Below are 21,447 nucleotides of genomic sequence, written 5' to 3'. Positions count from 1 at the left end.
CCCGGCGGGGAAACACGGAAACAAAAGGGGGCACCTTTTGGTGCGGCCGAATTGCCTATGAAAGCGGCGGGACTTGAGGAGATCCGGAATGAACCGGCGTGCGCTGCAGTAAAAATGACAGCCACGCCGAAGCCGGTCAACAAGCCGTCTTCGATTCCCGTGAACCGGTTTTGAATGAAGGCGATAGACGCCTTCTATACCTGCAGGGTCAGGTCCACGAACGCCTGGGCGGCGGGGGAGAGCGGTCCCGAGCGCCACACCAGCCGGCCGTGGCGCAGCAGCCGGGGGCTGTGGGACAGCATCCGCGCCCCGCGCAGCGCGGCATCCCGGGCCATGGCGGTGGGCAGCAGGGCGGCGCCGACGCCGGAGAGGACGAGCGGCACGATCATCGCGCGGTGCGCCGTCTCCACCGTGATCCGGGGTGCGAGGCCGAGCGCCCGGCACACGTCGTCGACCGCGGTCCGTGTCTCGGTGCCCGGTGGTGTCACGATCAGTTCCAGAGCGGCGAGTTCGGCCGAGGTGATGGTGTCGCCCGCCGGGTGCGGGTGGTCCGCGGGCAGCACGACATGCATCTCGTGCTCCGGCAGATCGATACCTTGCAGATCCGCCGTGGTCACCGAGGCGTCCACCAGGCCGAGTTCGCACTGTCCGGCCGCAACCATCTGTGCCACGACGGGTCCTCGTTCGGGGTCGACCACCCGCACGGAGACCTTCGGATACTCGCGGTGGAAGGCGCCGAGCATGTCGGCCAGCGGGTCGACCGAGAGGGTCGTCTGCGACACGATGTCGAGCCGGCCGCCGCTGAGCCCGAGGACTTCCCGGACCAGGGAACTGGCCGTGGACAGGTCGCGCAGGACCTGCTGGGCCGGCCGGACCAGCGCCTCGCCCGCCGCGGTGAGCGCGACGCCGTGGGGGAGACGGTGAAAGAGCTTTCCGCCGAATTCGCGTTCAAGGGAACGGATGGCGTGCGACAGCGAAGGCTGCGCGACATGCAGCGAATTGGCCGCGGCCGTGAATCCGCCGTGTTCGACCACCGCGATGAAGTATTCCAGCTGACGTCGTTCCACCGGGTCTCCGTCACGTCTTCGTGCCGCCTGAAGCGGCAGCGTACCCCGGCGTGAGCCACTGCCTACTGGTAACCCCTTTTGAGGAGATACCTGGCTCCTGCCTCGTAGCCCTCGGGGCTGAGGAGTTCGAAGCCGAAGGCGTCGGCGAGGCGGTCGGTGGTGTTGAAGGCGGCGCAGACCGCCAGCGCGTCCCTGACCTGCTCCGGTGTGGCGTCGGCGGCCAGCACCGCGCGCATGTCCTCTACGCTGACCTTCCCCTCCCGGGTCAGCGTGCCGAGCATGCGCAGTGTTGCCCGCAGCGGCTCCGCGACAGGGGCCGTCTCCAGGTCGGCCAGCACCGCCGCGACCCTTGGTGGGTCCTGATAGGCCTGGCTCGCGGTCGCGGTGTGGGCGCCGATGCAGAAGGCGGTGCCGTTCACCTCGGAGACATAGGCCGCCATCAGCTCGCGGTCGCCGACCGACCAGGCGGAGGGCCCGCGCATGGCCTCGTGGGTGAATGCCTTGGCGCGAGTGCCGTAGAAGTCGGGGCGGTAGAAGACGAGCCTGGCGGCGTCCGGTACCGGGTGCCGGGAGAACAGCCTGATGAGGGCGAACAGCAGCTTCGTGCCCGGGCCGTAGCCGTGGTTGAGGATCTCAAGTCGCATTCCCGGGGCCCTCCTTGAGCATCGCTTCGGCCAGGGCCGTCAGTCCTGCCTCGTACAGCCGGGTCGACCTGCCGACCGCCGCGCAGACCACCAGCTCGAACAACTGGTCCTCGGTGCGGCCCGAGGCCTTCGCCGCGGCCAGGTCGGCTGCGGAGACCTGCGTCGGGCTGTCGGCGACCTTTGCGATCAGGGCGTCCAGCGGCGGTGTGAGGCCGTTGTTGTGGAAGGCGCGGGCCCGATCCTGCGCGGATGCCTTGCCGTCGCCGTGCAGCAGGCGATCCACCAGGGCTCGGTGCGCTGCTCGTTTTCTGTCCTCGTCCGGCACGGCGCCCTCCTCGTTGCCGTTGTGCTCACAGGTCCCATGGATACGACGATGACGCAGCGCCGGATGTGACACGCGCCGTGGCGGGCACTCGGAGAAACGGCCGCTACGGGACATCGACCACCGTCGTCACCCGTCCCGTCTCGATGGCGTACACATGCCCGGAGACGGAGATCCTGGGTGACAGCAGCGGTGACGCGAGCAGGCGCTCGACGTCCTCGCGGACCGTCCTGTCCGGTTCGGCGACCTCGGAGGCCTTCAACGTCGCCTCCTCGATACCGGTGGCCTGAGCGCACATTGGCGATGATCGGCGAAACGCTCAGGTAGTCCAGGGCGGGGCAGCCAGGTGGGGGAGGCGGCTCCCGTCCACCGGTCCCCGTACAGTCAGGCCGTCGCGTGGCCATCGACCGGGATCCCCAGCTCACCGGCGACCGTGGTGAGGGCGGTGCCGAGCGGGAGCGCGATCCGGGTGAGGGCGTGCCGGTCGCCGCGGGTGGCGTCCCGGTTGACGATCAGCACCGGCTTTCCGGCGAGGGCCGCCTGGCGGACGAACCGGAGCCCGGACATCACCGTCAGCGAGGACCCCAGCACCAGCAGGGAGGTGGCCTCGTCGACCAGCTCGCGGCAGTGCTCGACCCGCCGCGGCGGAACGGTCTCGCCGAAGAACACCACGTCCGGCTTGAGGATGCCGCCGCAGATCGCACAGGGCACCACGCAGAAGTCGACGACCTGCTCGTCGGTGAGGTCGGCGTCGCCGTCGGGGTTGATGCCCGCGGCGACCGGATCGAAGCCCGGGTTGGCCTCCTCCAGCCGGCGCGCGAGTTCACGGCGCGGGATGGAGTCGCCGCAGGAGAGACAGCCGACCCGGTCGAGGCTGCCGTGCAGCTCCACGACGTCCTCGCTGCCGGCGGCCTGGTGCAGTCCGTCCACGTTCTGGGTGATCACGCCCGAGAGCAGGCCGTGCCGTCCGAACGCGGCCACGGCCCGGTGCCCGGCGTTGGGACGGGCACGCCCGAAGGTGCGCCACCCGAGATGACTGCGCGCCCAGTACCGGCGGCGGGCCTGGGCGCTCGCGGTGAAGTCCTGGTAGGTCATCGGCGTGTGCCGGCTCAGGCTCCCGCCCTCACCCCGGTAGTCGGGGATGCCCGACTCCGTCGAGATACCGGCCCCGCTGAGCACCAGCACACCGCCGGCGCTCAGCGCGTCGGCGACCGGCTCCAGATCCGTGGTGCCCGCGGGCACATCCCCGGTAGGGGTCCAGCTCACGGTGGGGCGCATGCGCATGCCGCAAGGGTACGGAACCGGCGGCACTCCGTCGTCGCTCATGCCAGGCATCCCGATTTCAGACCCCGGGCATCGCAAAATTGGATCAGGATTACAGGCGGCGATTGGGTCTGATGACCGGCCCATTGTGTCCGTACCGTCGTTGCCATGACCCATCGACCGGCACGCCACCTGGCTCTCGCGCAGCTCGCCAACTCCGTTGGCGACGGCACCTATTACGTCACCTCGGCGCTCTACTTCACGCAGGTCGCCCACCTCGCCCCCGCACGCGTGGGGCTCGGGCTGACGCTCGCCTGGGGCGTCGGCTCACTGGTCGGGGTGCCGCTCGGGCGGCTCGCGGACCGACGCGGCCCGCGCGGCACGTCGGTGCTGCTGGCGCTCGGGACCGCGACCGCGATCGGCTCGTTCCTCCTGGTCCAGGACTTCGCGGCGTTCGTGCTCACGGCCTGCTTCTACGCCGCCGCCCAGTCGGGCCTCGCCGCGGCTCGCCAGGCGCTGCTGGCAGGTCTGGTACCCGCCGGGGAACGCACACGGCTCCTGGCACGCCTGCAGTCGACGCTGAACGGTGGACTTGCGGTGGGCGCGGCTCTCGGCGGCGCCGCGCTGAGCGTGGGGACGGCGTCGGCCTACCGGAGCGTCCTCGTGCTGGACGCCCTGTGCTTCCTGATCTGCGCACTGCTCCTGCTGCGACTGCCCGCCGCGCGGGTCGGGCCCGCCGACGCCGGCACCACCGGTACTACCAGCACCGGCGGCGACCGGCGGCTCGCGGTGCTTCGTGACCGGCCGTACGCCCTCCTCGCGCTGCTCAACGCCGTACTGCTGCTGCGGCTGCCGCTGCTCAGCCTCGCGTTGCCGTTGTGGATCACCGAGCGCACCGGAGCGCCGACCTGGCTGGCATCGGGGCTGTTCGTGCTCAACACCCTCGCGGTGGCGATGCTGCAGGTGCGCACGGCCAGGGCGGTGACCGGGCTCGGCAGTGCCGTCCGGATCGTGCGCCGCTCCGGGCTCGTGATGCTCGCCTCCTGCGCGGTCTTCGCCCTGTCGTCGGGGCGGTCGGCCTGGCTGGCGACCGCGATCATGGTCGCCGGTGCGGTGCTTCAGGTCGTGGCGGAGATGCAGCAGTCGGCCGGTTCCTGGCAGCTGTCGTTCGACCTGGCGCCCGCCGATCGCATGGGGGAGTACCAGGGACTGTTCGGCACCGGCGTGACCGTCGCACGCACGGCGGGCCCGCTGGTGGTGATCTCGCTGCTCCTGGGGTGGGGAGCGGCCGGCTGGCTGGCGCTGGGCGTGCTGATGGCGGTAGCGGCGTACGCGATGGGGCCGGTGGCGCGGCGGGCCGCCCAGCGCCGGACGCCTCGGGTGACTGCCGAGCCGGTCCTCGTGCACTGACCGCCGGCGGCCGGACGCCGCACTGCAACGCCGCACAGATGCCAGGTCGTCAGGCGCGCCCCGTACCGCTCAGACCTTCTGCCGGGTCGAGCGGTACAGCTCTTCGGAGGTGGAGAGCAGTTCGCGCTGCTCGTCCTGCGAACCCACCATCGGCTGCGAGCCGTTGAGGGGCACCTGGGCACTTTCCGGCAGGAACTTGACCGTGATCAGCCCGATGAGACCGGCCAGCATGAGGTAGTACGCGGGCATCAGATCGTCGCCGGAGACGTTCACGAGTGCCGCGGTGACCAGCGGAGTGGTACCGCCGAACGCGGCCACTGCGAAGTTGAAGCCGATGCCCATGGCCGCGTAGCGCACGGCGGTGGGAAAGAGTGCGGGAAGCGTGGCGGCACTCGGCGCGGCGAAGCAGGCCAGCAGCGTCGAGAGGATCAGTACACCGAGGACCGGCGGCCAGGTGCCGTGCATCTTGATCAGCTGGAACGACGGGATGGCCAGGACGATCATCGCCGCCGCCGAGACGGCGTAGACGGGGCGTCGGCCCACACGGTCGCTGAGGCGGCCGATGAAGGTGATCAGCAGCACGATCCACACCATGCCGATGAGGACCAGCACATCGGCCGAGGAACTGGAGCGGTTCAGGGTCTCGGTCTGATAGGTGGGCAGATAGCCGGTCACCATGTAGTTGGTGACGTTGTACAGGAGCACGAGCCCCATGCAGATGAGCAGGGCGGGCCAGTGGTCCTTCACGATGGTTCTGAGCTCGCTCCCTGCCGACGTCTGGGCCAGGTCCTTCTCGTGCTCGTCGAGCTGCTGCTGGAAGGCGGGCGACTCCTCCAGCTTCAGCCGCATGTACAGACCGATGGCGCCCAGCGGCCCCGCGATCAGGAACGGGATGCGCCAGCCCCACGCGAGCATCTGGCCGTCGCTCAGCGCGAGGTTCAACAGGGTGACCAGGGCGGAACCGAGCGCGTAGCCGACGAACGTCCCGAAATCCAGCCAGCTGGACAGGAAACCGCGGCGGCGGTCGGGGGAGTACTCGGCGACGAAGGTGGTGGCTCCGCCGTACTCCCCGCCGGTGGAGAAGCCCTGCACCATGCGGGCGAGCAGCAGCAGGATCGGCGCGGCGATGCCGATCGTCGAATAGCTGGGGATCAGACCGATGGAGAAGGTGCCGATCGCCATCATGATCATGGTGGTGGCGAGCACCTTCTGCCGGCCCAGACGGTCACCGAGCGGCCCGAAGACCAGACCGCCGAGCGGGCGCACCACGAATGCGGCGGCGAACGTCGCGAAGGAGCTGACGACCTGGGCCGCGGGCGAGGCCCCGGGGAAGAACACCTTGCCGATCGTGGCGGCGAGATAGCTGTAGACGCCGAAGTCGAACCATTCCATGCAGTTGCCGAGCGCGGACGCGCCGACCGCGCGCCGCAGCAGCGGCGGCTCGACGACCTGGACGTCCTCCTCGCGCAGCGCACGCCTGCTGCGGCGGAGCCTGCGTGTCAGTTCGTCGCGGACCTGCCGCGGCAGGTCCGCCACATTCTCCCGCGGCCGCTCCTCGCCGGCAGAGCCGGACCGGGGATCTTCGGGGCTCGCATCCACTACCCACGCCACCTTGCTCGATCGTTCGAATCGCCGCACATTTGGCCGTCCGCCTCCGATGGGAGACGGACGACCGATGCGTGAAACAACGCATGCCCACAAGAGCACTGTTCACGCGTGTGCAGCCCTGAACGGGCTCATGGCGTCGTGACGGGCGAGGCGCCGGATTTGATGACGGCGAGGACCCGGATCCGGCCGCTCAGGACGCCTCGACGGCCGTCTTGATCCGCTGTCCGAAGGCGGGCGCGTCCTTGCGTGCCGCGCTCAACGCGAGGCCCACCAGCAGCTTTCCGATGCCGTGGCCTTCGAGCACATTGAAGATCCGCACCTTGGTGGTGCCCGGGCCCGTGGACTCCAGGTCGTAGCCGCCCTCGTCCGCCGTCACGGAGTTCTTGGAGATCTCCGACCAGCGCACGCGGTGCGGAGCTTCGAGCTCGGTGATCCGGAACTTGCGGCCGCTCTTCATGCCGGCGTCCTTGACCGTGCTCGTGAAGACGGTGCCCACCACCGTCGGCCCTTCCGGAGTCTTCGAGATGGTCTGGACCCTCGGGCTGAACTTGGGGTCGTTCGTGCCCTCGGCGAGGAAGGCGAAGACCTCCTCGACGGGGCGGTTGATCTCGGCTGTCGCCTCAAACTGACCGGACACGATTCCTCCTGGGCTGTGATCGCTGGAGTTCCGGCTGAGTGCGGGGGGTGCAAGAGAGTGCAGCATGATGGGCCGAGCGGACATCAGCCTATCTGCGCCGCTTCATGAGCGCTCCTGAAGAACTCCGGCGGTGCGAGCATGTCCCCGATCTAAAATCCCGTAGCCGGTGGACAGCGCAAGCGCTCCGGACACGCACATCCGCAACGCCGTCAAGACTGTTCTGTCCGCTACGACTGTGACCGGGGACCCGACATTGAACTCGACCGGAACGACGAGTGAGGCGGAGCCGGAGGGCTCCGGCACCGGTGTGAGGCCCGCGCGGGCGCTGGCCCGCCTGTCTCTGCTGTGCGTTGCCGGAGGCGTCGCGGCCGTGGCGGCGGGGGCCGGCCAATGGCTGTTCCTGTTGCTGGGCCTGGCCGGGTTCGCCCTGGCCGGTGCGGGCATCTGGTGGGCACTTGCCCACCGGGGAGTCACCCGTCTCCTCGGCGCCCTGCTGGCCGTAGCCGCGCCCATCGGAGTGCTCGTGCTGTACGCGGCCTCGGGCCTGTGGGTCGTGGCGGTGGCCGCTCTCGCGTCGTGGACCGTCGCGCTGGCCTGCGCCCGAAGCGCGCTGCGCCGGCTGCGCAAGCCGCGCGGCATGCGCTCACGCTCGACCAGGGCGCCCCGCCGGGCCGTACTGATCATGAATCCGCGGTCGGGCGGCGGAAAGGTGGGCGAACACGGGCTGGTGGAGCGGGCCGAGAAGCTCGGCGCGCGGGTGATCCTGCTCGACCTGGACGCCGATCCCGACCCGGTGGCGCTGGCCCGCCAGGCCGTGGCCGAGGGCGCGGATCTGCTCGGAGTGGCCGGAGGGGACGGCACCCAGGCGCTGGTGGCGCAGGTGGCCGTCGAGCACGGTCTGCCGTTCATGGTCGTGACCGCCGGAACCCGCAACCATTTCGCCATGGATCTCGGCCTGGACCGAGAGGACCCGGCGAGAAGCCTGGACGCCCTCACGGACGGAGTCGAACTCCGCGTGGATCTGGGCGAGGTGGGCGGCCTGCCGTTCGTCAACACGGCGTCCTTCGGGGCGTACGCGGAGATCGTCCAGAGCCCCGAATACCGGGACGCCAAAGCGTCCACCGCCCTGGACCAACTGCCGGACCTGCTGGCGGGCGCCGCGGGCGCCCCGCTGACCGCGCGGGCCGACGAGGAGCCCCTGGAGGAGCCGCAGGCACTGCTGGTCAGCAACAACCCCTACGTACGGGCGGATCCGCTCGGCGGCGGGCGCAGGCCGCGGCTGGACACCGGCACGCTCGGCGTGATCGGGGTCAAGGTGGGCGGCGCCGCGCAGGCCGCCGAAGTCGCTCTGCTGGGCGAACGGGCCAGCGGTATCACGTCGTTGACGTGCCGTCGCGTCGTGATCGAGTCCGACGAGGAGCGGATACCCGTGGCCGTGGACGGCGAGGCACTCACCCTTCCCACGCCCGTCGTCTGCACGGTGCGGCCGGGCGTCCTGCGGGTACGGGTGCCCAAACACCGTCCGGGTGCGCCGTACGTGGCACCGTCGGTCGACTGGCGCCGCATCGTCCGGCTCGCCTTCGCCAAGACACCCGGCCCGCACAAGAAGAACCAGACCCCCGGCGACAAGCACCAGACCCCCGGCGACAAGCACCAGACCCCCGGCGACAAGCACCAGACCCCCATCGACAAGAACCAGGAGCACAGCGATGACTGACGGCTCGCCGCGCAACCAGCGGGTCCCACGAGGTCTGATGCACGATCTCACCGCCCTCGACCAGGCGCTCTACGAGGCCGTGACGGTCACCAGCACCCCCACGCTGGACTCCGCGCTGCGACGGCTGTCCGCAGCGGCGGACCACTCGAAGATCTCGTTCGCGGTCGCCGGTGCCCTGGCGGTGTGGCCGGGGCGATCACGCCGGGCCGCCGCTCTCGGTGTCGCGGCGATCGGTGTCGCCTCGGCGACGGCCAACCTGCTCGGCAAGCGTCTCGTACGACGGCCACGCCCGCACCGCGCCGTCGACTCGCCCTTTCCGGGACGCCACGTTCCCATGCCGGAATCGGCCTCGTTCCCCTCCGGCCATACGGCTTCGGCAGTGGCCTTCGCCGCGGCCGTCGGCCCCGCTTTCCCGGCGGCCACGGTGCCCCTCGGCCTGCTGGCCTGCGCCGTGGGCTACTCACGGGTCCACACCGGCGTGCACTACCCGGGCGACGTCATCGCGGGCGCCGTACTCGGAACAGGCGCCGCGGCCACGGTACTTGCGGCAGCCGGCTGGAGCGGCCTGAACGGCACGGTGTTCCGCCCCTCGGGTGCGAGGCAGTAACTCCTGCAGTTCCTGGCCGATTTCACACGCGCGTTGGCTGCTTCCCACCCTCCGGACGGTCCAGTTCCGACTTCCACCGGGATCATGAAGATTCTGTGCGGAAAAGATGTTTAAGATCTGGATTCTGTACGGAGAGGAGCGCGCGTGAGCGAACTGGCAGGCCCCAGCTGTCCGGAGTGCGGCAAGCCCCGAGCGGCCGACGGCACCCCGACCTGCTCCTGCGCTCGCCGCGCCTCCGACGTCCACCGGAAGTCCCGTACGGCGGAGGCGGCAGCCGCGGAGGACTTCGATCCGGTGCGCATACGGCCGTTCGTCGACATCGATGCCAACTCCGGTGCGGGGGTGGCCTCTACGGACACAGTCGGGGCCGTAGGCGCGTCCCCGGAGACGGAGACGGAGACGGAGACGGAGACGGCGACGGCGACGGAGGCCGAGACCGAAACGGCCGCCACGTCGAAGTCCGGCGCAGAGTCCCAACAGCCGGACAGCGCAGGAGAATTGCCCGAAGGCACTTCGGCCCGACGCCGACGCCCCAGAGCGCTGGTGGTGACCGGCGTGGGAGCCGCGGCGGCCGTCGTGGTGGCCGGCGGCATCGTCGGAGGCCTGTTCTGGTACGACGGACCCTCGCGGGAGGGGTCCGTGTCCGGGGGTGTGCGGGCCGGGCTGCCGCAGGAGCGGCCTTCAGGGCAGGGCCCGTCGTCCAGCCGCGCGTCCCACACCCCGTCATCCTCGGCGCAGTCCTCCGCGACCACGTCCTCCTCGCCCAGCGCGACCTCGGCCGACGGTCGTGTCGCCCCGACGGGGGCCGACGGACCGAGCGGCAGCGCCCCCGCGGCCACGGCCACCACAACTGCCCCTGGCGCGCCGGTGCCCAGCGTCTCGGACGGCAAGGATCCCATCCTCCGCTTCGGCGACAAGGGACCCGAGGTTGTCGAACTCCAGCTGCGGCTACGGCAGATCGGCTACTACCGCGGGGACGCCGACGGCGACTACGACCGCGACGTGGAGAGCGCGGTCCGCGGCTACCAGCTCACCCGCGTCATCCTCAAGGACGAGTCGGGCGTCTACGGCGTGGCCACCCGGGCCTCGCTCGAAGCCGAGACCAAGGAGCCGTGACGCACGGAGTCCTAGCGCGGCCATGACCATGGTGGCCCGGGGCACTCGTAGCCGTATGAAGAGGACAGCGGCAAGGCAGGTGCTGGCAACGACCGTTGCGCTGACCGTGCTTCCGCTCGGTGCGGCGTGCGATGGTCACGGGGGCGAGCGAGCCGATGCCACGGCCCCGTTCGGGGCCGCCGCCCATGAGGTCTCCGGGAAACGCCTCGTCATCACCACCGACAACGGGATGCGGCTCCGACCCGCCGACGGCCACCGGGTCACCGTCGACCGCCACGCCGATGCCGTCTGGTCCCATCACGACGGCACCTGGACGCTCGACCTCTCCTGCTCGGACCGCGCCCGCGACGACGGATCGTGCCCGCGGATGCCGTACGTGTACGTCCCCGACGGCCTGGGCGTCATCGTCAGCGCGCGCAACGCGGGCGTCGACGTGGCCGGCCTCGACGGTGCTCTGGACGTGACGACGGTCAACGGCGATGTGACGGTGACCCATTCGGGACGCGGGGACGCCGCCGTACATCTGCTCACCCGGAACGGCTCGGTCCGCGCGACGGCGCTCGACGCCGGTCGGCTGCACGCGGAGACCACCAATGGCGACGTGACGCTCGCGTGCACCACCGCGCCGTCGAGCATCGCGGCGACGACCACCAACGGCTCGGTGAACGTCACCGTGCCGCACAACGCACCCGCTTACAGGGTCACTACGGGCACCGACAACGGTCGTGCCGCAGTCACCGTCCCCACGCGGGGCGCCCGGCACGACCGCACGATGACGCTGTCCACGGTCAACGGTGACGTCGCGGCGCGCGAGGGCTGAAGCCGGAGGCGTTCTACGCGGACCGCCGGGCGTACACCTCGATTTCGATCTTCATACGGGGGTCCGCCAGTCCGCACACGAGCATCGTGGCCGCCGGCCGGACAGTGCCGAAGCAGCGGCGCAGGACCGGCCAGCAGGGCTCGAAGTCCTCGCGGTCGGGCAGCAGATAGCGCACGCGTACCACGTCCGCGAAGGTGCACTCCGCCTCGGTCAGCGCGGCTTCGACATTGCGCAGGCACTGCTCGGCCTGCTCCACCACATCGTCGGAGATCGTCATGGTGGAGTAGTCGAACCCGGTGGTCCCGGACACATGCACCCAGTCACCGTCGACCACGGCGCGGGCATAGCCGATCTGCTCCTCGAAGGTCGAGCCGCTGAGGATCGCACGTCGCTCTGTCATACCGCGAACGCTAGGTGACCTGGTCCGATACGTCTAATACGGCCACTGGCATCATCTGATACCTCTATGCGTATGGAGCGCCCCGAACTTCCGCTGCAGCAGCTGCACGCCTTCGTCGTGCTCGCCGAGGAACTGCACTTCGGTCGCGCGGCCGCTCGCCTGGGCATCGCGCAACCGCCGCTCAGCCAGCAGATCCGCCGCCTGGAGGACAAGGTCGGCCACGCGCTGTTCAACCGCGACCCAGGAAGCGTCACGCTCACCCCGGCAGGCCTCGAACTGCTGCCTGTCGCACGGCGGGTGCTCGGTGACCTCGCGCACGGACTGGCCGCGGCCCGGGCCGTCGGCAGCGGCCGCGCCGGCACTCTGCGCATCGGATTCGCCGCCTCCCTCGCCCTGACCGTACTGCCCGGGCTACTGCACACGTATCGGCAGCGATTCCCTCAAGTGACCCTGGACATACGGGAGATGACCACCGCGCCGCAGATCGTCGCCCTGCGCGACAACACGATCGACATCGGCCTGCTGCGCGAACCCGCCGCCGAGGCCGACCTCTCCTTCCGCACGGTGCTCGACGAGCCCTTCGTGGCCGTGCTGCCTGCCGCCCACCCCCTGGCCGCCCAACGAACCGTTCAGCTAAGGAAGTTGGCGAACGAGCCCTTCGTGCTGCTGCCCCGTGCGGTCGGCCCTCAGCTGTACGACCGGATCACCGGTCTGTGCGCCACGGCGGGCTTCACCCCACGGACAACCCAGCACGCCGTGGAGTGGCAGACCGTATGCGCACTCGTGGAGACCGGCCTGGGCGTCTCGCTGGCCCCGGCGAGCATCCGGCGCATCCGCCTGAAAGGCGTCGCCTTCCGCAGGATCGAGCCCGGCACGGCCCGCACGCGAGTCGCCGTGGCCTGGCGGACGAACGACCAAAGTCCCCTGGTGGCGCACCTGTTGGCGGTCGTCAGCAAGGATCCGTCACGGCTACCGCCGTCCGGCCGTGCAAGTCAGGTGAGTGACCTGGGATGAAACGCCGAAGAAGGCGCAACGGGCGCGCACCGCCACCCGCCTCAGTGCCTTCCGTGCCGTCCTCGTCCCGCGTCCTTCTCCCTTCCGCACCCGCAGCTGGCTCGGCGCACGACCGTCACGGGGAGCATCACGGAGACGGGCTCGGCGTCGCGTGCGCCGGTCAGGCGTTTGATCAGCAGCTCGACCGCTTCTTCTCCCATGCGGAGCATGGGCTGGCGCACGGTGGTCAGTGCCGGGCGTACCAGGCGGCTGAGCGGAATGCCGTCGAAGCCCGTCACCACCACGTCCTCCGGGACGCGCAGCCCTTGCTGCTGAAGCGCGTGCAGTGCGCCGACGGCCAGCTGGTCGTTGGCGAACACCAGGGCGTCGGGGCGCTCGCCCTCGCGCGCGAGCAGGACGTCCACGGCGCGTTGCCCCTCGGCCTGGGTCATCATCGCCACCCGCAGATCGGGTTCGTCGCTCACCTGCACCCCGCCCGACCGGCACGCGGCGAGGTATCCGCGGAAACGGGCCTCCACGTCCGGTGACTCCTCGGCGGAACCGATGTAGGCGGGGCGACGCAGGCCGTGGTCCTCGATGAGGTGCCGGGTCAGTTCGTGCTGGCCGTCGAAGTTGGCGACCTCGATGTGGTCCAGATGGTCCAGGTGATCGGTGCCTTCGCGAGGTCCGGCGAGCATCACCACGGGCTGCCGGCGGGAGATCACCTCAAGTTCCTGTGTCGGCACGGTCCGGGCCAGCACGGCGAAGCCGTCGACTCGCCCGGCGACCTTGGCCACCAGACTCTCCGGCCCGCCCTCCAGGGACGCGGCGATCAGCAGCGCGTAGCCGTGGCGGCGTGCTGCCCGTTCCATGCCGCGGATGATCTGGTCCGAGTAGAGCGTCGCCGCGTCCTCCTCCTCGGCCTCGATCGCCTCCGCTTCGGCGTCCGGGTCGGAGTAGTCCGGGAAGCAGAGACCCAGGACGCCCGTGGAGCGGCTGGCGAGCCCGCGGGCGTTGCCGCTCGGCACGTAACCGAGTGCGCGCGCCGCCGCCAGTACGCGCTCACGCGTCTCGACGCGGACGGAGTCGGGGTTGCGGTAGACCCGGGACACGGTGGCGATGGAGACCCCGGACTGCTGGGCGACGTCGTACACCGTGGGGGTAGTGCTCACGAAAAGGGACTCCCGAAGCGACGGGTATGCGCAGGCATACGACTGTAAGCGCATTCATTTTAGGTCCCGCCCCTGGGTCGGGCAAGGGACGGGACCCGTGGGACCGTACGCGCCGACCGGTCAGACGCTGAAGCGCTCCTTGCCCAGCAGCGGCCGCACCCGGGAGCGGAACCCGCCTGTGCGGAACGGGCGTTGGAGCAGTCCGGGGGACAGGTGCTGCGCCAGGGCGGCGGTGATCATCCCCTGGTCCAGGGCGAGTACGACATCGCTGACGCGGCCCGTCGTGACGTCGACGGAGTCGCGGAAGCCGTAGCGGTCGTCGAACGCGCCGAAGTCGCGGTCGAGCCCCCTGAGGTTGGCGACGGCCTCGTCCGGTGCCAGGGGCAGGGCCAGGAAGGAGGCGTGGGGGGTGACCACGCCCAGGCTGTTGTAGCCGTCCTCCTGCATGCCGATCGCGTCGACGCCGTACTCGCGGTAGCCGCCCTCGGGGATGCTCGCGGGGGAGAAGCCCCAGTAGCCGTACCTCTCCTCGATCAGACCGTGCTCGATCTGGCTGCGGATGTAGCGCCGGTGCGTGGTGCCCCACGAGTGCGGCGACCACTCCGGTTCGGGCACGAACAGCGGCACCATCAGGGCCTCGAACATCGAGCCGCCCCAGGTGGGGACGAGCTTGCGGCCGCGGTAGGTGTAGTGGCCCTGCCAGACGCGTACGCCGTCCACGGTGACGTAGCCGCCCTCGGGTTCCTGCTCCTGCCCCATGCCGGGCAGGAGGGTGCGGAAGAGGTGCCAGTAGTGGTCGGTGGGCAGGGTGCCGTCGGCCATGCCGTGGTAACTGGCCATGCGGGGTTCGGTGTTGAGGGCGCCGTAGTGGAATCCGGTGGGCTCGCCCTTGCCGGGCTTGTCGGGCCAGTAGCCGCCGAGGAGTTGACCGGGGCCTGCGACAGGGTCGGCCGCGTCGTAGGGGGTGTAGAAGTACGACCAGTCGGCTCCGGCCGGAAGCCGGGCGATGCGCGGGCGCAGGGCGGGGTCGGCGTCGGCGGCGATCCTGAGGCCGGTGACCAGCCAGGCGTTGTCGACGGTGGACAGGAACGGCCGGACGGCGTCCCCGCTCTCCGGCCATGTCGTCAGCACCGAACCGTCGTGGGCGTCGTACCAGTTGAACCAGAAGCCGTGAGCCCGCTCCAGTCTCTCGACGGTCGCCACGGCGCGTCCCAGACGCTCGTGCATGAGCGAGCCGGAGATGACGCCGAGGCCGGCGGCGGCCACCGTGGACCACAGGCCGCAGCCGATGTTGGTCGGGGAGGTCTGCGGCGAGGGGACGGGCGTGCCGCTGCCGCTGACGTCGATCTTGTCGACGGCCAGGCCGAGTTCCGTGGTCATGGCCGTGATCGAACGGTAGGTCGCCTCGAACCAGGTGCGCAGCAGCGCCGTGTCCGAGCCGGTGCGGGCGCCGGAGGCGGTGGCGGCGAAGGCGGAGGGTCCGGTGGCGCCGACGGCCGCTGCCGATGCGGTGGCGGCCGTGAGGAACCGGCGACGGTTCATACGGGATCAACTCCTCGAAGGGGGACGGCGGGACGGGAGCCGGTGGGTGTCAGGGGCCCACCGGCTCCCGGGCACGGGGGAGGCGCGGAGGTGCGTCGGGCGAGGCGGCGCGGTCAGGCGGCGGCGCGCGGGAACAGGCGGGTGCGGCCGAGGCCGCCGAGCCATTCGGCGGACGGTTTGGCCGTGCGCTCGAAGGTCACGGGATCGACCGCGATGAGGCCGAACGTGGCCGCGTAGGAGCCCCATTCGTAGTTGTCCAGGGCGCTCCAGGCCAGATAGCCCCGGACGTCGAGGCCGTCCTCGACGGCGGAGGCGACGGCCGCGAGTGCGCCCGTGTAGTAGTCGACACGACGTGTGTCGTCGTCGGTCGCGATGCCGTTCTCGGTGACGATCAGTGGCATGTCGCGGCCGATGACGTCGGCGGTGTGGCGCAGCGCCTCGCCCACGGCGGCCGGGTAGTACTCCCACCGCGTCAGGGTGCGTTCGGCGTCCTCGGGTGCGGTGACGGGGCCGTCGGGGCCGATCCTGGTGCGGGTGTAGGACTGGACGCCGATGAAGTCGTCGCCGCGGGCCGCTTCGATGAAGACGTCCTCGCGGGGACGGCGATAGGCGGCGGTGACCTCCTCGGCGCCGGGCAGGGCCTGGTAGACCTGGTTGGCGACGGTCCAGCCCACCTGGATGTCCGCGTTGACGGCCCGAACCACCTTGACCGCGGCGTGGTGCGCGGCGATCACCGCTTCGGTGGTCTCCAGGTCGGGGAACGGCAGCCCCGCGGGCGGGAAGCCCTGCTCGCCCCGCTTGGCGAGACCGGCCATGACGGCGATCATGTTGGGCTCGTTGATGGTGCACACATGGCGTACGCCGTCGGCGATGATCGGCGCGCAGTTCTCGACGTAGCGGGCGAACAACTCCACGGCTCCGTCGGCGGTCCAGCCGCCGAGGTCCTCGAACCACTGCGGCACGGTGAAGTGGTGAAGGGTCACCATGGGCCGCAGTCCGCGGGCCAGGGCGCCGTCCACCATACGGCGGTAGTGCGCGATCTCGGCCCGGGAGAAGGCGCCGGGGGCTGGTTCGATGCGGGCCCACTCGACGCTGAAGCGGTAGTCGGTGAAGCCGAGGCGGACCAGCAGGTCCATGTCCTGCTCCCAGCGGTGATAGCTGTCGCAGGCGTCCAGACTCGGTTCGAGGATGCCCGCCGCCGGGTCGTGTTCCTTGCGCCACCAGTCGCTGTTGACGTTGTTCCCCTCGATCTGGTGGGCGGCGGTGGAGGCACCCCAGAGGAAGCCGTCGGGGAAGCGGAGGGAGGTGTGGGTCATCGTCCGTTTCTGTCTGTGTGAGGGGAGCCGGTTCGTGCGGGCGCGTGGTCGCGGCACGGGGGCCGGTACATGTGCGGGTGCGCCGCGGCTATTTCAGGCCGGCGGTGGCGATGCCCTGGGTGAAGTGGCGTTGCAGGACGGCGAACACGGCCAGGACGGGCAGCACCACCAGCAGCGATCCGGCCATGAGCATGCCGTTGCCGCCTGCGACGGTGCGGTTGGGGTCGTTGGCGAACGTCGCCAGCGCGACCGGCAGCGTGTACTTGCCCGGGTCGTTGGTCGCGACCAGCGGCCAGACGAAGTTGTTCCACGAGCCGAGGAAGGTGAAGATCGTCAACGTGGCCAGGGCCGGTCTGACCAGGGGCAGGACGATGCGCCAGAAGATGTACCACTCGCCGGCGCCGTCGATCCTGGCCGCCTCGAGCAGCTCGTCGGGCACCGACTGCATGAACTGCCGCATCAGGAACACCCCGAAGGCGCTCGCGGCGAACGGCAGCACGAGCCCGGCGTAGGTGTCGATCAGGTTCAGCCCGCTCATCAGCACGTACAGCGGCAGGATCAGCAGGTTGCCCGGCACCATCAGGGCGGCGAGCACCGTGCCGAAGACCTTGGTGCGGCCGGTGAATTCGAGCTTGGCGAGCGCATAGCCGAGCATCGAGCAGAACAGCAGATTGCAGACGGTCACGAGGACGGCCACGATCAGCGAGTTCAGGAAGTAGCGCGGCATGTCCAACTGGTCCAGCAGGACACGGAAGTTGCCGAGCGTCCACTGCGTCGGGAGCCACACCGGAGGGCTGGCCGTCAGGTCCTGTCGCGTCTTGAAGGCGGACAGCGCCATCCACAGGAACGGCGCCGCCATCACCAACAGGCCCAGCGAGGCGAGGAGATACAGCGCGGGCCGGCGCACGCGGCCCTCGTGGCGCCGGACGGCGGGCGCGGACTTGACCGGGGCCGAGGCGGTGGGGGCGCTCATCGGGTGTTGTCCTTCAGCAGGCGGAGCTGGAGCACCGTGATAGCCATGATCACCACGAACAGGACGTACGCCATGGCGCTCGCATAGCCCATGTGGAAGAAGTTGAAGCCCTCCCGGTACATGTCCAGGGACACCGTCAACGTGCCGTTGTCCGGCCCTCCTTGCGTCATCACGAAGGGCTCCTCGAAGACGTTCAGATAGCCGATGGTGGTGATGACGGTGGCGTACAGCAGGGTCGGCCGCAGCAACGGCACGGTGATGCGCCGCAGTTCGTGCCAGGGACCGGCGCCGTCGAGCCGCGCGGCCTCGCGCACCTCGGCGGGGATGGCCTGCAGCCCGGCGATGAACAGCACCATGACCGTGCCGAGGTTCCGCCAGACCGCCAGCAGGATCAGCGACGGCATGGCCCAGGTCTGGGAGCCGAGGAAGTCCGGTGCCTTCGTGCCGAGTTCGGCGGCGACACCGGAGACCAGGCCGTCCGACGGGTCGAGCACGAAGCGCCATACGACGGCCACCGCGACGATCGAGGTGACGACCGGGGCGTAGAAGCCGACCCGGAAGAAGGTGCGGGCCCGGTCGATGCCGTTGTTCAGCAACAGCGCGACCAGCAGGCCGAGCACGATGGTCAGGGGCACACCGACGACGACGAAGTAGGCGGTGTTGAACAGGGCCGTGCGGAACGTGTCGTCGGCGAACAGCTTCGTGTAGTTGTCCAGGCCGACGAACTGCGCCTCCAGCGGCTGGCGGACGTCACGCACACCGAAGTCGGTGAAGCTCATCAAGAGCGTCGCCACGATCGGAAACAGCATGAAGACGCCGAACAGCACGAGGAACGGGGTGGAGAACAGCCAGCCGTGCAGATTGCTCCGGCCCAGTGATCGCCGGCGGCCACCGAACCGCCGTTGCGCGCCCGGCGGTTGGGCACTGCCGCCGCGCCCGGTCTTGGTGACGGCCGCGTCGTGCGCGGCCGATCCGGTCACAAGAGACATGCCGACTAACCCACCAGGCTCTCGATCGCGGACTGCGCCTTGTCCAGGGCCGCCTTCGCGGAGGACTTGCCCTGGGTGACCGACCCGATCGCGTCGTCGACCTTCGAGGTGATCTCGGTCAGCTTCGGCTGGGCGGGCAGCGCCTTCGCGGACTCCATCTGCTTGCGGAACACCTTCATGTCCGCGTCCGTGGCGAGCTCACCCGTCTCCCACGCCCGGGTGTTGGCGGGCAGGTCCTTGGAGCGCTTGTACCAGTCGGCCTGTCCCTTGGCACCGGTCAGGTAGCCGACGAAGTCCTTCGCGGCGGCCTTGTGGGAACTGTCCGCCGAGATGGCGAGACTGGACCCGCCGGCCATGGAGACCGAGGACTCGTCGGCCGGTACGGCGGTCACGGCCCACTTTCCCTTGAGTCCGGGGTAGTTGTCGTTCAGCAGGCCCACCATCCATGGTCCGCTGAAGAACATCGGCACGGCGCCGGTGTTGAAGTCCTTCGTGACGTCGTAGCCCGGCCGGAACACCTTGTCGCTGAGGCCCTTGGTGTAGTAACTGCCGTAGTTCGAGAGGGCCTTGACCGCCGCGGGGCTGTTGACGACGGGCTTGCCGTCGTCGTTGAGGATCGCGCCGCCGGCCGAGTAGAGGAAGGGGTAGAAACTCTGCACGGCGTCGAGTCCGCTCGGCTGGATGGAGAGACCCCACTTGGACCCGGCCTTGTCGTGGTACGCCTCGGCCGCCTTCTGGAGGTCCGCCATGGTGGCGGGGGCGCCGTCGACCCCGGCCTTCTTCGCCAGGTCGGTGCGGTAGAAGAGGACGCGGGTGTCGATGTACCAGGGAACGCCGTAGGCCTTGCCGTCGTAGACGCCCTGATCCCAGGCGGACGAGAAGAAGCCGCCCTGCTTGAAGGCCTTGGTGTCGACCGGCTCCAGCGCCCCCATGTCGGCGAACTCGCCCAGGTAGCTGGAGCCCATCTGCGTCACGTCCGGGAGCTTGCCCGCGGCGGCCGCGGCGACCAGCTTCTGGTGCGCCACGTCCCAGCCGACCGGGGTCACCTTCACGGTGACGTTGGGGTGCGCCTTCTCGTACTCCTTGGCGACGTCGCCGAGCTTCTCTCCCTCGGTCCCCATGGCCCACACGGTCAGCGTCTGCTTCGCGTCGGCGCCCACGTCCTTGCCCCCCGAGCCACCGCATGCGGACAGGGTGAGGGCGGACACCGCCACGAGGGCGAGTGAGGCGGTTCCGGCGGCGCGGTGCATAGAGTGCTCCTCGTCGAGCGTGGCTGATGTATGCGCTGTCTGTAAGCGCATACATGACTGTGTTACACGCGTCGGAGGGCTGGCAAGTGGGTCGTTGATTACGCTCTGGTAACGGCTGGGGGGGAGGAGGGGGCGGGGTCAGGGAGGACGCGGGGTCAGGGAGGATGCGTCAGGACGTGTGCAGGCCCAGGTCGGCCGCGACCGAGTCGGCGCGGACGAAGACCGACACCGGGAACTGCTCGTCGCAGTACTTGTTGCCGGACGACACGATGCCGACGACCTTGCCGCCGCTGATCAGCGGTCCGCCGGAATCGCCGGGGCAGATGCTGTCCGTGGTGCCCGGCCGCGGCATACCGCACAGCATCGCCGCCGGGTCGGTCTCGCTGTCGGTGTACGGCTGGCAGTCGGCGACGGGGGAGAGGGCCAGCTCGGCCTGCTTCAGCCGGGTGGCGGTGGTCTCGGGGCCGGTGCGTCCCCAGCCCAGCACGGTGGCCGTCCGGCCGTCTGCGACCAGAGCCGCGTCCTTTGGCCCTGCCACCGGGACGGTGCGATAGGGCATCGGCCGGTCGAGGGTGAGCACGGCGGCGTCGTAGGCGTAGCCGGGCATGCTGTAGCGGGAGTCCAGCCGATAGGAGGCCACCTTGCGCACCGTGCCGCCCGAGCCGTCCACCTTGGTGCGGCCGCCGATGACCCGCAGCGCGGAGACGTCCCCGGCGTTCGTCACGCAGTGGCCGGCGGTGAGCACCTTGGTGGGCGCGACGAGGGTGCCGCCGCAGAACTGGCTGCCGTCGAGTTCGATCAGCATGGCGTACGGCCATGCCTTGGTCGTGGCCGGGCCGCCGCCCTTCACCGCGGAGGCGGGGGCGGCCGCGGCCCAGAGCCCGGCCGCCGTGAGCGCGGCGGTGACGACGGCCGTGGTGCGCGTTGCGGCACGTGCGGATCTGGCGGTACGGAATGAACGAAACGACATGTCGACTTCCCCCTGAAACCTGAACCCTGAACGGCGTGGGGCGAGGCCCGGACGGGCGTCGCATCCCGTGGTCGGTGGTGAGGACGTGCATTGCGCGCTGTTTGGTTTCAGGGCACAAGTACCAGTTGCGGGAAGGGGGTTGGTCGGCTCGCGGTACTCGACGGGCGAGGTCGAAGGCGGACGGCCCCTGGTCACGTCATGTACCTGATGGGTACGCTTGATCGGTTGGCGGTCGGCGAGTGGAACCAGGGTCACCGTCACGACGGCCCGAGAGGCATACGGGGGACAAATGGGTTACGTGCTACTCGCCGTCGCGGCCGTGGCAGCCGTTCTCAGCGCTGCGATCACCGTGCTCGTACGCCGGGAGCGGCGGCGGATGCCGAGCAGTGCTGACACGCATCAGATCGAAGCGACGGCCACCCAGGGTTTTCGCGATGCGCGCCGGCAGGCTCACGCCTACCACCACTTCGCCGATTCCACGGGTGTGAGCGCGCTGCGGGACCGCGACAACGGCTCGCATTGATCGGTTGGCTCCCCTGTGCCCGTCGGCTTGCTCCAGCAGCCGTCGGGTGGCCAGGCGTCGTAGCTTCAGCCATGCTGGCGCAGGGTGGCACCATTTCCTGTTGTCCGT

22 protein-coding genes are annotated in these 21,447 nt (G+C 70.0%); 7 read left to right on the top strand and 15 right to left on the bottom strand.

All coding sequences use genetic code 11. The features are described from left to right. Positions 1-194: 194 nt before the first annotated feature. The 5 genes from JYK17_RS06220 to JYK17_RS06200 form a co-directional block, all read right to left on the bottom strand. Complete coding sequence (locus JYK17_RS06220; protein WP_108015094.1) at positions 195-1,067, bottom strand: LysR family transcriptional regulator; 873 nt, start codon at positions 1,065-1,067, stop codon at positions 195-197. Positions 1,068-1,129: 62 nt separating this feature from the next. Further along, entirely contained in the window at positions 1,130-1,711 is a 582-nt protein-coding gene (locus JYK17_RS06215) for a carboxymuconolactone decarboxylase family protein (RefSeq protein ID WP_108015095.1), read from the bottom strand. Next, a complete protein-coding gene (locus JYK17_RS06210; RefSeq protein WP_222809948.1) occupies positions 1,701-2,036 on the bottom strand; it encodes a hypothetical protein in 336 nt (111 codons plus the stop codon). The genes JYK17_RS06215 and JYK17_RS06210 overlap by 11 nt, the downstream gene beginning before the upstream one ends. Before the next feature lie 103 nt (positions 2,037-2,139). After that, positions 2,140-2,295 (bottom strand): carbonic anhydrase, encoded by a 156-nt coding sequence (locus JYK17_RS06205; protein ID WP_206660226.1) that lies wholly within the window; start codon positions 2,293-2,295, stop codon positions 2,140-2,142. A 122-nt stretch (positions 2,296-2,417) separates the two neighbouring features. Continuing rightward, a complete protein-coding gene (locus tag JYK17_RS06200) occupies positions 2,418-3,317 on the bottom strand; it encodes an NAD-dependent protein deacetylase (RefSeq protein ID WP_222809947.1) in 900 nt (299 codons plus the stop codon). A gap of 147 nt (positions 3,318-3,464) precedes the next feature. Here JYK17_RS06200 and JYK17_RS06195 point away from each other — a divergent pair, with 147 nt between their 5' ends. Beyond that, complete coding sequence (locus JYK17_RS06195) at positions 3,465-4,706, top strand: MFS transporter (protein WP_222809946.1); 1,242 nt, start codon at positions 3,465-3,467, stop codon at positions 4,704-4,706. Between the two features lie 69 nt (positions 4,707-4,775). On the opposite strand, the gene JYK17_RS06190 is transcribed toward JYK17_RS06195, so the two are convergent. Beyond that, positions 4,776-6,242: an MFS transporter gene (locus tag JYK17_RS06190; RefSeq protein ID WP_234547296.1), complete on the bottom strand. Its 1,467-nt coding sequence runs from the start codon at positions 6,240-6,242 to the stop codon at positions 4,776-4,778. 262 nt (positions 6,243-6,504) lie between these two features. Next, a complete protein-coding gene (locus tag JYK17_RS06185) occupies positions 6,505-6,951 on the bottom strand; it encodes an SRPBCC family protein (protein WP_108015100.1) in 447 nt (148 codons plus the stop codon). Between the two features lie 253 nt (positions 6,952-7,204). Between JYK17_RS06185 and JYK17_RS06180 the strand changes: the two genes are divergently transcribed. The 4 genes from JYK17_RS06180 (at position 7,205) to JYK17_RS06165 (ending at position 11,211) form a co-directional block, all read left to right on the top strand. Then, positions 7,205-8,668, top strand: coding sequence for a diacylglycerol/lipid kinase family protein (locus JYK17_RS06180; RefSeq protein WP_234547295.1), 1,464 nt, complete (start codon positions 7,205-7,207; stop codon positions 8,666-8,668). Beyond that, positions 8,661-9,275: a phosphatase PAP2 family protein gene (locus JYK17_RS06175; protein ID WP_108015101.1), complete on the top strand. Its 615-nt coding sequence runs from the start codon at positions 8,661-8,663 to the stop codon at positions 9,273-9,275. Before JYK17_RS06180 ends, JYK17_RS06175 begins: the two co-directional genes overlap by 8 nt. Positions 9,276-9,419: 144 nt before the next feature. Beyond that, positions 9,420-10,391, top strand: a complete 972-nt coding sequence (locus tag JYK17_RS06170) for a peptidoglycan-binding domain-containing protein (RefSeq protein ID WP_222809944.1) — start codon at positions 9,420-9,422, stop codon at positions 10,389-10,391. Positions 10,392-10,470: 79 nt separating this feature from the next. Further along, positions 10,471-11,211 carry a DUF4097 family beta strand repeat-containing protein gene (locus JYK17_RS06165; RefSeq protein WP_234547290.1) on the top strand — a complete coding sequence of 247 codons (741 nt, stop codon included), beginning with the start codon at positions 10,471-10,473 and terminating at the stop codon, positions 11,209-11,211. 13 nt (positions 11,212-11,224) lie between these two features. On the opposite strand, the gene JYK17_RS06160 is transcribed toward JYK17_RS06165, so the two are convergent. Further along, positions 11,225-11,611: a RidA family protein gene (locus JYK17_RS06160; protein ID WP_108015103.1), complete on the bottom strand. Its 387-nt coding sequence runs from the start codon at positions 11,609-11,611 to the stop codon at positions 11,225-11,227. A gap of 72 nt (positions 11,612-11,683) precedes the next feature. On the opposite strand from JYK17_RS06160, the gene JYK17_RS06155 reads away from it, so the two are divergent. Then, positions 11,684-12,625 carry a LysR family transcriptional regulator gene (locus JYK17_RS06155; protein ID WP_108015104.1) on the top strand — a complete coding sequence of 314 codons (942 nt, stop codon included), beginning with the start codon at positions 11,684-11,686 and terminating at the stop codon, positions 12,623-12,625. Positions 12,626-12,666: 41 nt separating this feature from the next. Here the strand turns inward: JYK17_RS06155 and JYK17_RS06150 are convergent, their stop codons facing one another. The 7 genes from JYK17_RS06150 to JYK17_RS06120 form a co-directional block, all read right to left on the bottom strand. Further along, on the bottom strand, positions 12,667-13,830 hold the full coding sequence (locus JYK17_RS06150; protein ID WP_261995442.1) for a LacI family DNA-binding transcriptional regulator: 1,164 nt from the start codon (positions 13,828-13,830) through the stop codon (positions 12,667-12,669). Positions 13,831-13,896: 66 nt separating this feature from the next. Then, complete coding sequence (locus tag JYK17_RS06145) at positions 13,897-15,318, bottom strand: glucoamylase family protein (protein WP_222809943.1); 1,422 nt, start codon at positions 15,316-15,318, stop codon at positions 13,897-13,899. 113 nt (positions 15,319-15,431) lie between these two features. Then, positions 15,432-16,634, bottom strand: a complete 1,203-nt coding sequence (locus tag JYK17_RS06140; RefSeq protein WP_222809942.1) for a glycoside hydrolase family 1 protein — start codon at positions 16,632-16,634, stop codon at positions 15,432-15,434. Positions 16,635-16,722: 88 nt separating this feature from the next. Continuing rightward, positions 16,723-17,607 (bottom strand): carbohydrate ABC transporter permease, encoded by an 885-nt coding sequence (locus tag JYK17_RS06135; protein ID WP_108015108.1) that lies wholly within the window; start codon positions 17,605-17,607, stop codon positions 16,723-16,725. Next, complete coding sequence (locus tag JYK17_RS06130) at positions 17,604-18,596, bottom strand: carbohydrate ABC transporter permease (protein ID WP_128804217.1); 993 nt, start codon at positions 18,594-18,596, stop codon at positions 17,604-17,606. Before JYK17_RS06130 ends, JYK17_RS06135 begins: the two co-directional genes overlap by 4 nt. Before the next feature lie 5 nt (positions 18,597-18,601). Then, a complete protein-coding gene (locus tag JYK17_RS06125; protein WP_128804218.1) occupies positions 18,602-19,846 on the bottom strand; it encodes a sugar ABC transporter substrate-binding protein in 1,245 nt (414 codons plus the stop codon). A 169-nt stretch (positions 19,847-20,015) separates the two neighbouring features. Next, the gene (locus tag JYK17_RS06120) at positions 20,016-20,816 is read right to left on the bottom strand and encodes a S1 family peptidase (protein WP_222809941.1); all 801 of its coding nucleotides are present in this window, start codon (positions 20,814-20,816) and stop codon (positions 20,016-20,018) included. A 319-nt stretch (positions 20,817-21,135) separates the two neighbouring features. Between JYK17_RS06120 and JYK17_RS06115 the strand changes: the two genes are divergently transcribed. Next, the gene (locus JYK17_RS06115; RefSeq protein WP_128804219.1) at positions 21,136-21,339 is read left to right on the top strand and encodes a hypothetical protein; all 204 of its coding nucleotides are present in this window, start codon (positions 21,136-21,138) and stop codon (positions 21,337-21,339) included. The last annotated feature ends 108 nt before the right edge of the window (positions 21,340-21,447 follow it).

The sequence above is a fragment of the Streptomyces plumbidurans genome (assembly GCF_019857225.1).
Lineage (GTDB): Bacteria > Actinomycetota > Actinomycetes > Streptomycetales > Streptomycetaceae > Streptomyces > Streptomyces plumbidurans.
Note: the sequence above shows the minus strand (reverse complement) of the source record. Positions and strands in the feature narration are given on the sequence as shown.

Coding starts and splice junctions, on each gene's coding strand:
- JYK17_RS06215 (WP_108015095.1), bottom strand. CDS start 1,711: ATGCGACTTGAGATCCTCAACCACGGCTACGGCCCGGGCACGAAGCTG.
- JYK17_RS06200 (WP_222809947.1), bottom strand. CDS start 3,317: ATGCGCATGCGCCCCACCGTGAGCTGGACCCCTACCGGGGATGTGCCC.
- JYK17_RS06195 (WP_222809946.1), top strand. CDS start 3,465: ATGACCCATCGACCGGCACGCCACCTGGCTCTCGCGCAGCTCGCCAAC.
- JYK17_RS06175 (WP_108015101.1), top strand. CDS start 8,661: ATGACTGACGGCTCGCCGCGCAACCAGCGGGTCCCACGAGGTCTGATG.
- JYK17_RS06160 (WP_108015103.1), bottom strand. CDS start 11,611: ATGACAGAGCGACGTGCGATCCTCAGCGGCTCGACCTTCGAGGAGCAG.
- JYK17_RS06155 (WP_108015104.1), top strand. CDS start 11,684: ATGGAGCGCCCCGAACTTCCGCTGCAGCAGCTGCACGCCTTCGTCGTG.
- JYK17_RS06150 (WP_261995442.1), bottom strand. CDS start 13,830: ATGCGCTTACAGTCGTATGCCTGCGCATACCCGTCGCTTCGGGAGTCC.
- JYK17_RS06145 (WP_222809943.1), bottom strand. CDS start 15,318: ATGAACCGTCGCCGGTTCCTCACGGCCGCCACCGCATCGGCAGCGGCC.
- JYK17_RS06140 (WP_222809942.1), bottom strand. CDS start 16,634: ATGACCCACACCTCCCTCCGCTTCCCCGACGGCTTCCTCTGGGGTGCC.
- JYK17_RS06135 (WP_108015108.1), bottom strand. CDS start 17,607: ATGAGCGCCCCCACCGCCTCGGCCCCGGTCAAGTCCGCGCCCGCCGTC.
- JYK17_RS06130 (WP_128804217.1), bottom strand. CDS start 18,596: ATGTCTCTTGTGACCGGATCGGCCGCGCACGACGCGGCCGTCACCAAG.
- JYK17_RS06125 (WP_128804218.1), bottom strand. CDS start 19,846: ATGCACCGCGCCGCCGGAACCGCCTCACTCGCCCTCGTGGCGGTGTCC.
- JYK17_RS06120 (WP_222809941.1), bottom strand. CDS start 20,816: ATGTCGTTTCGTTCATTCCGTACCGCCAGATCCGCACGTGCCGCAACG.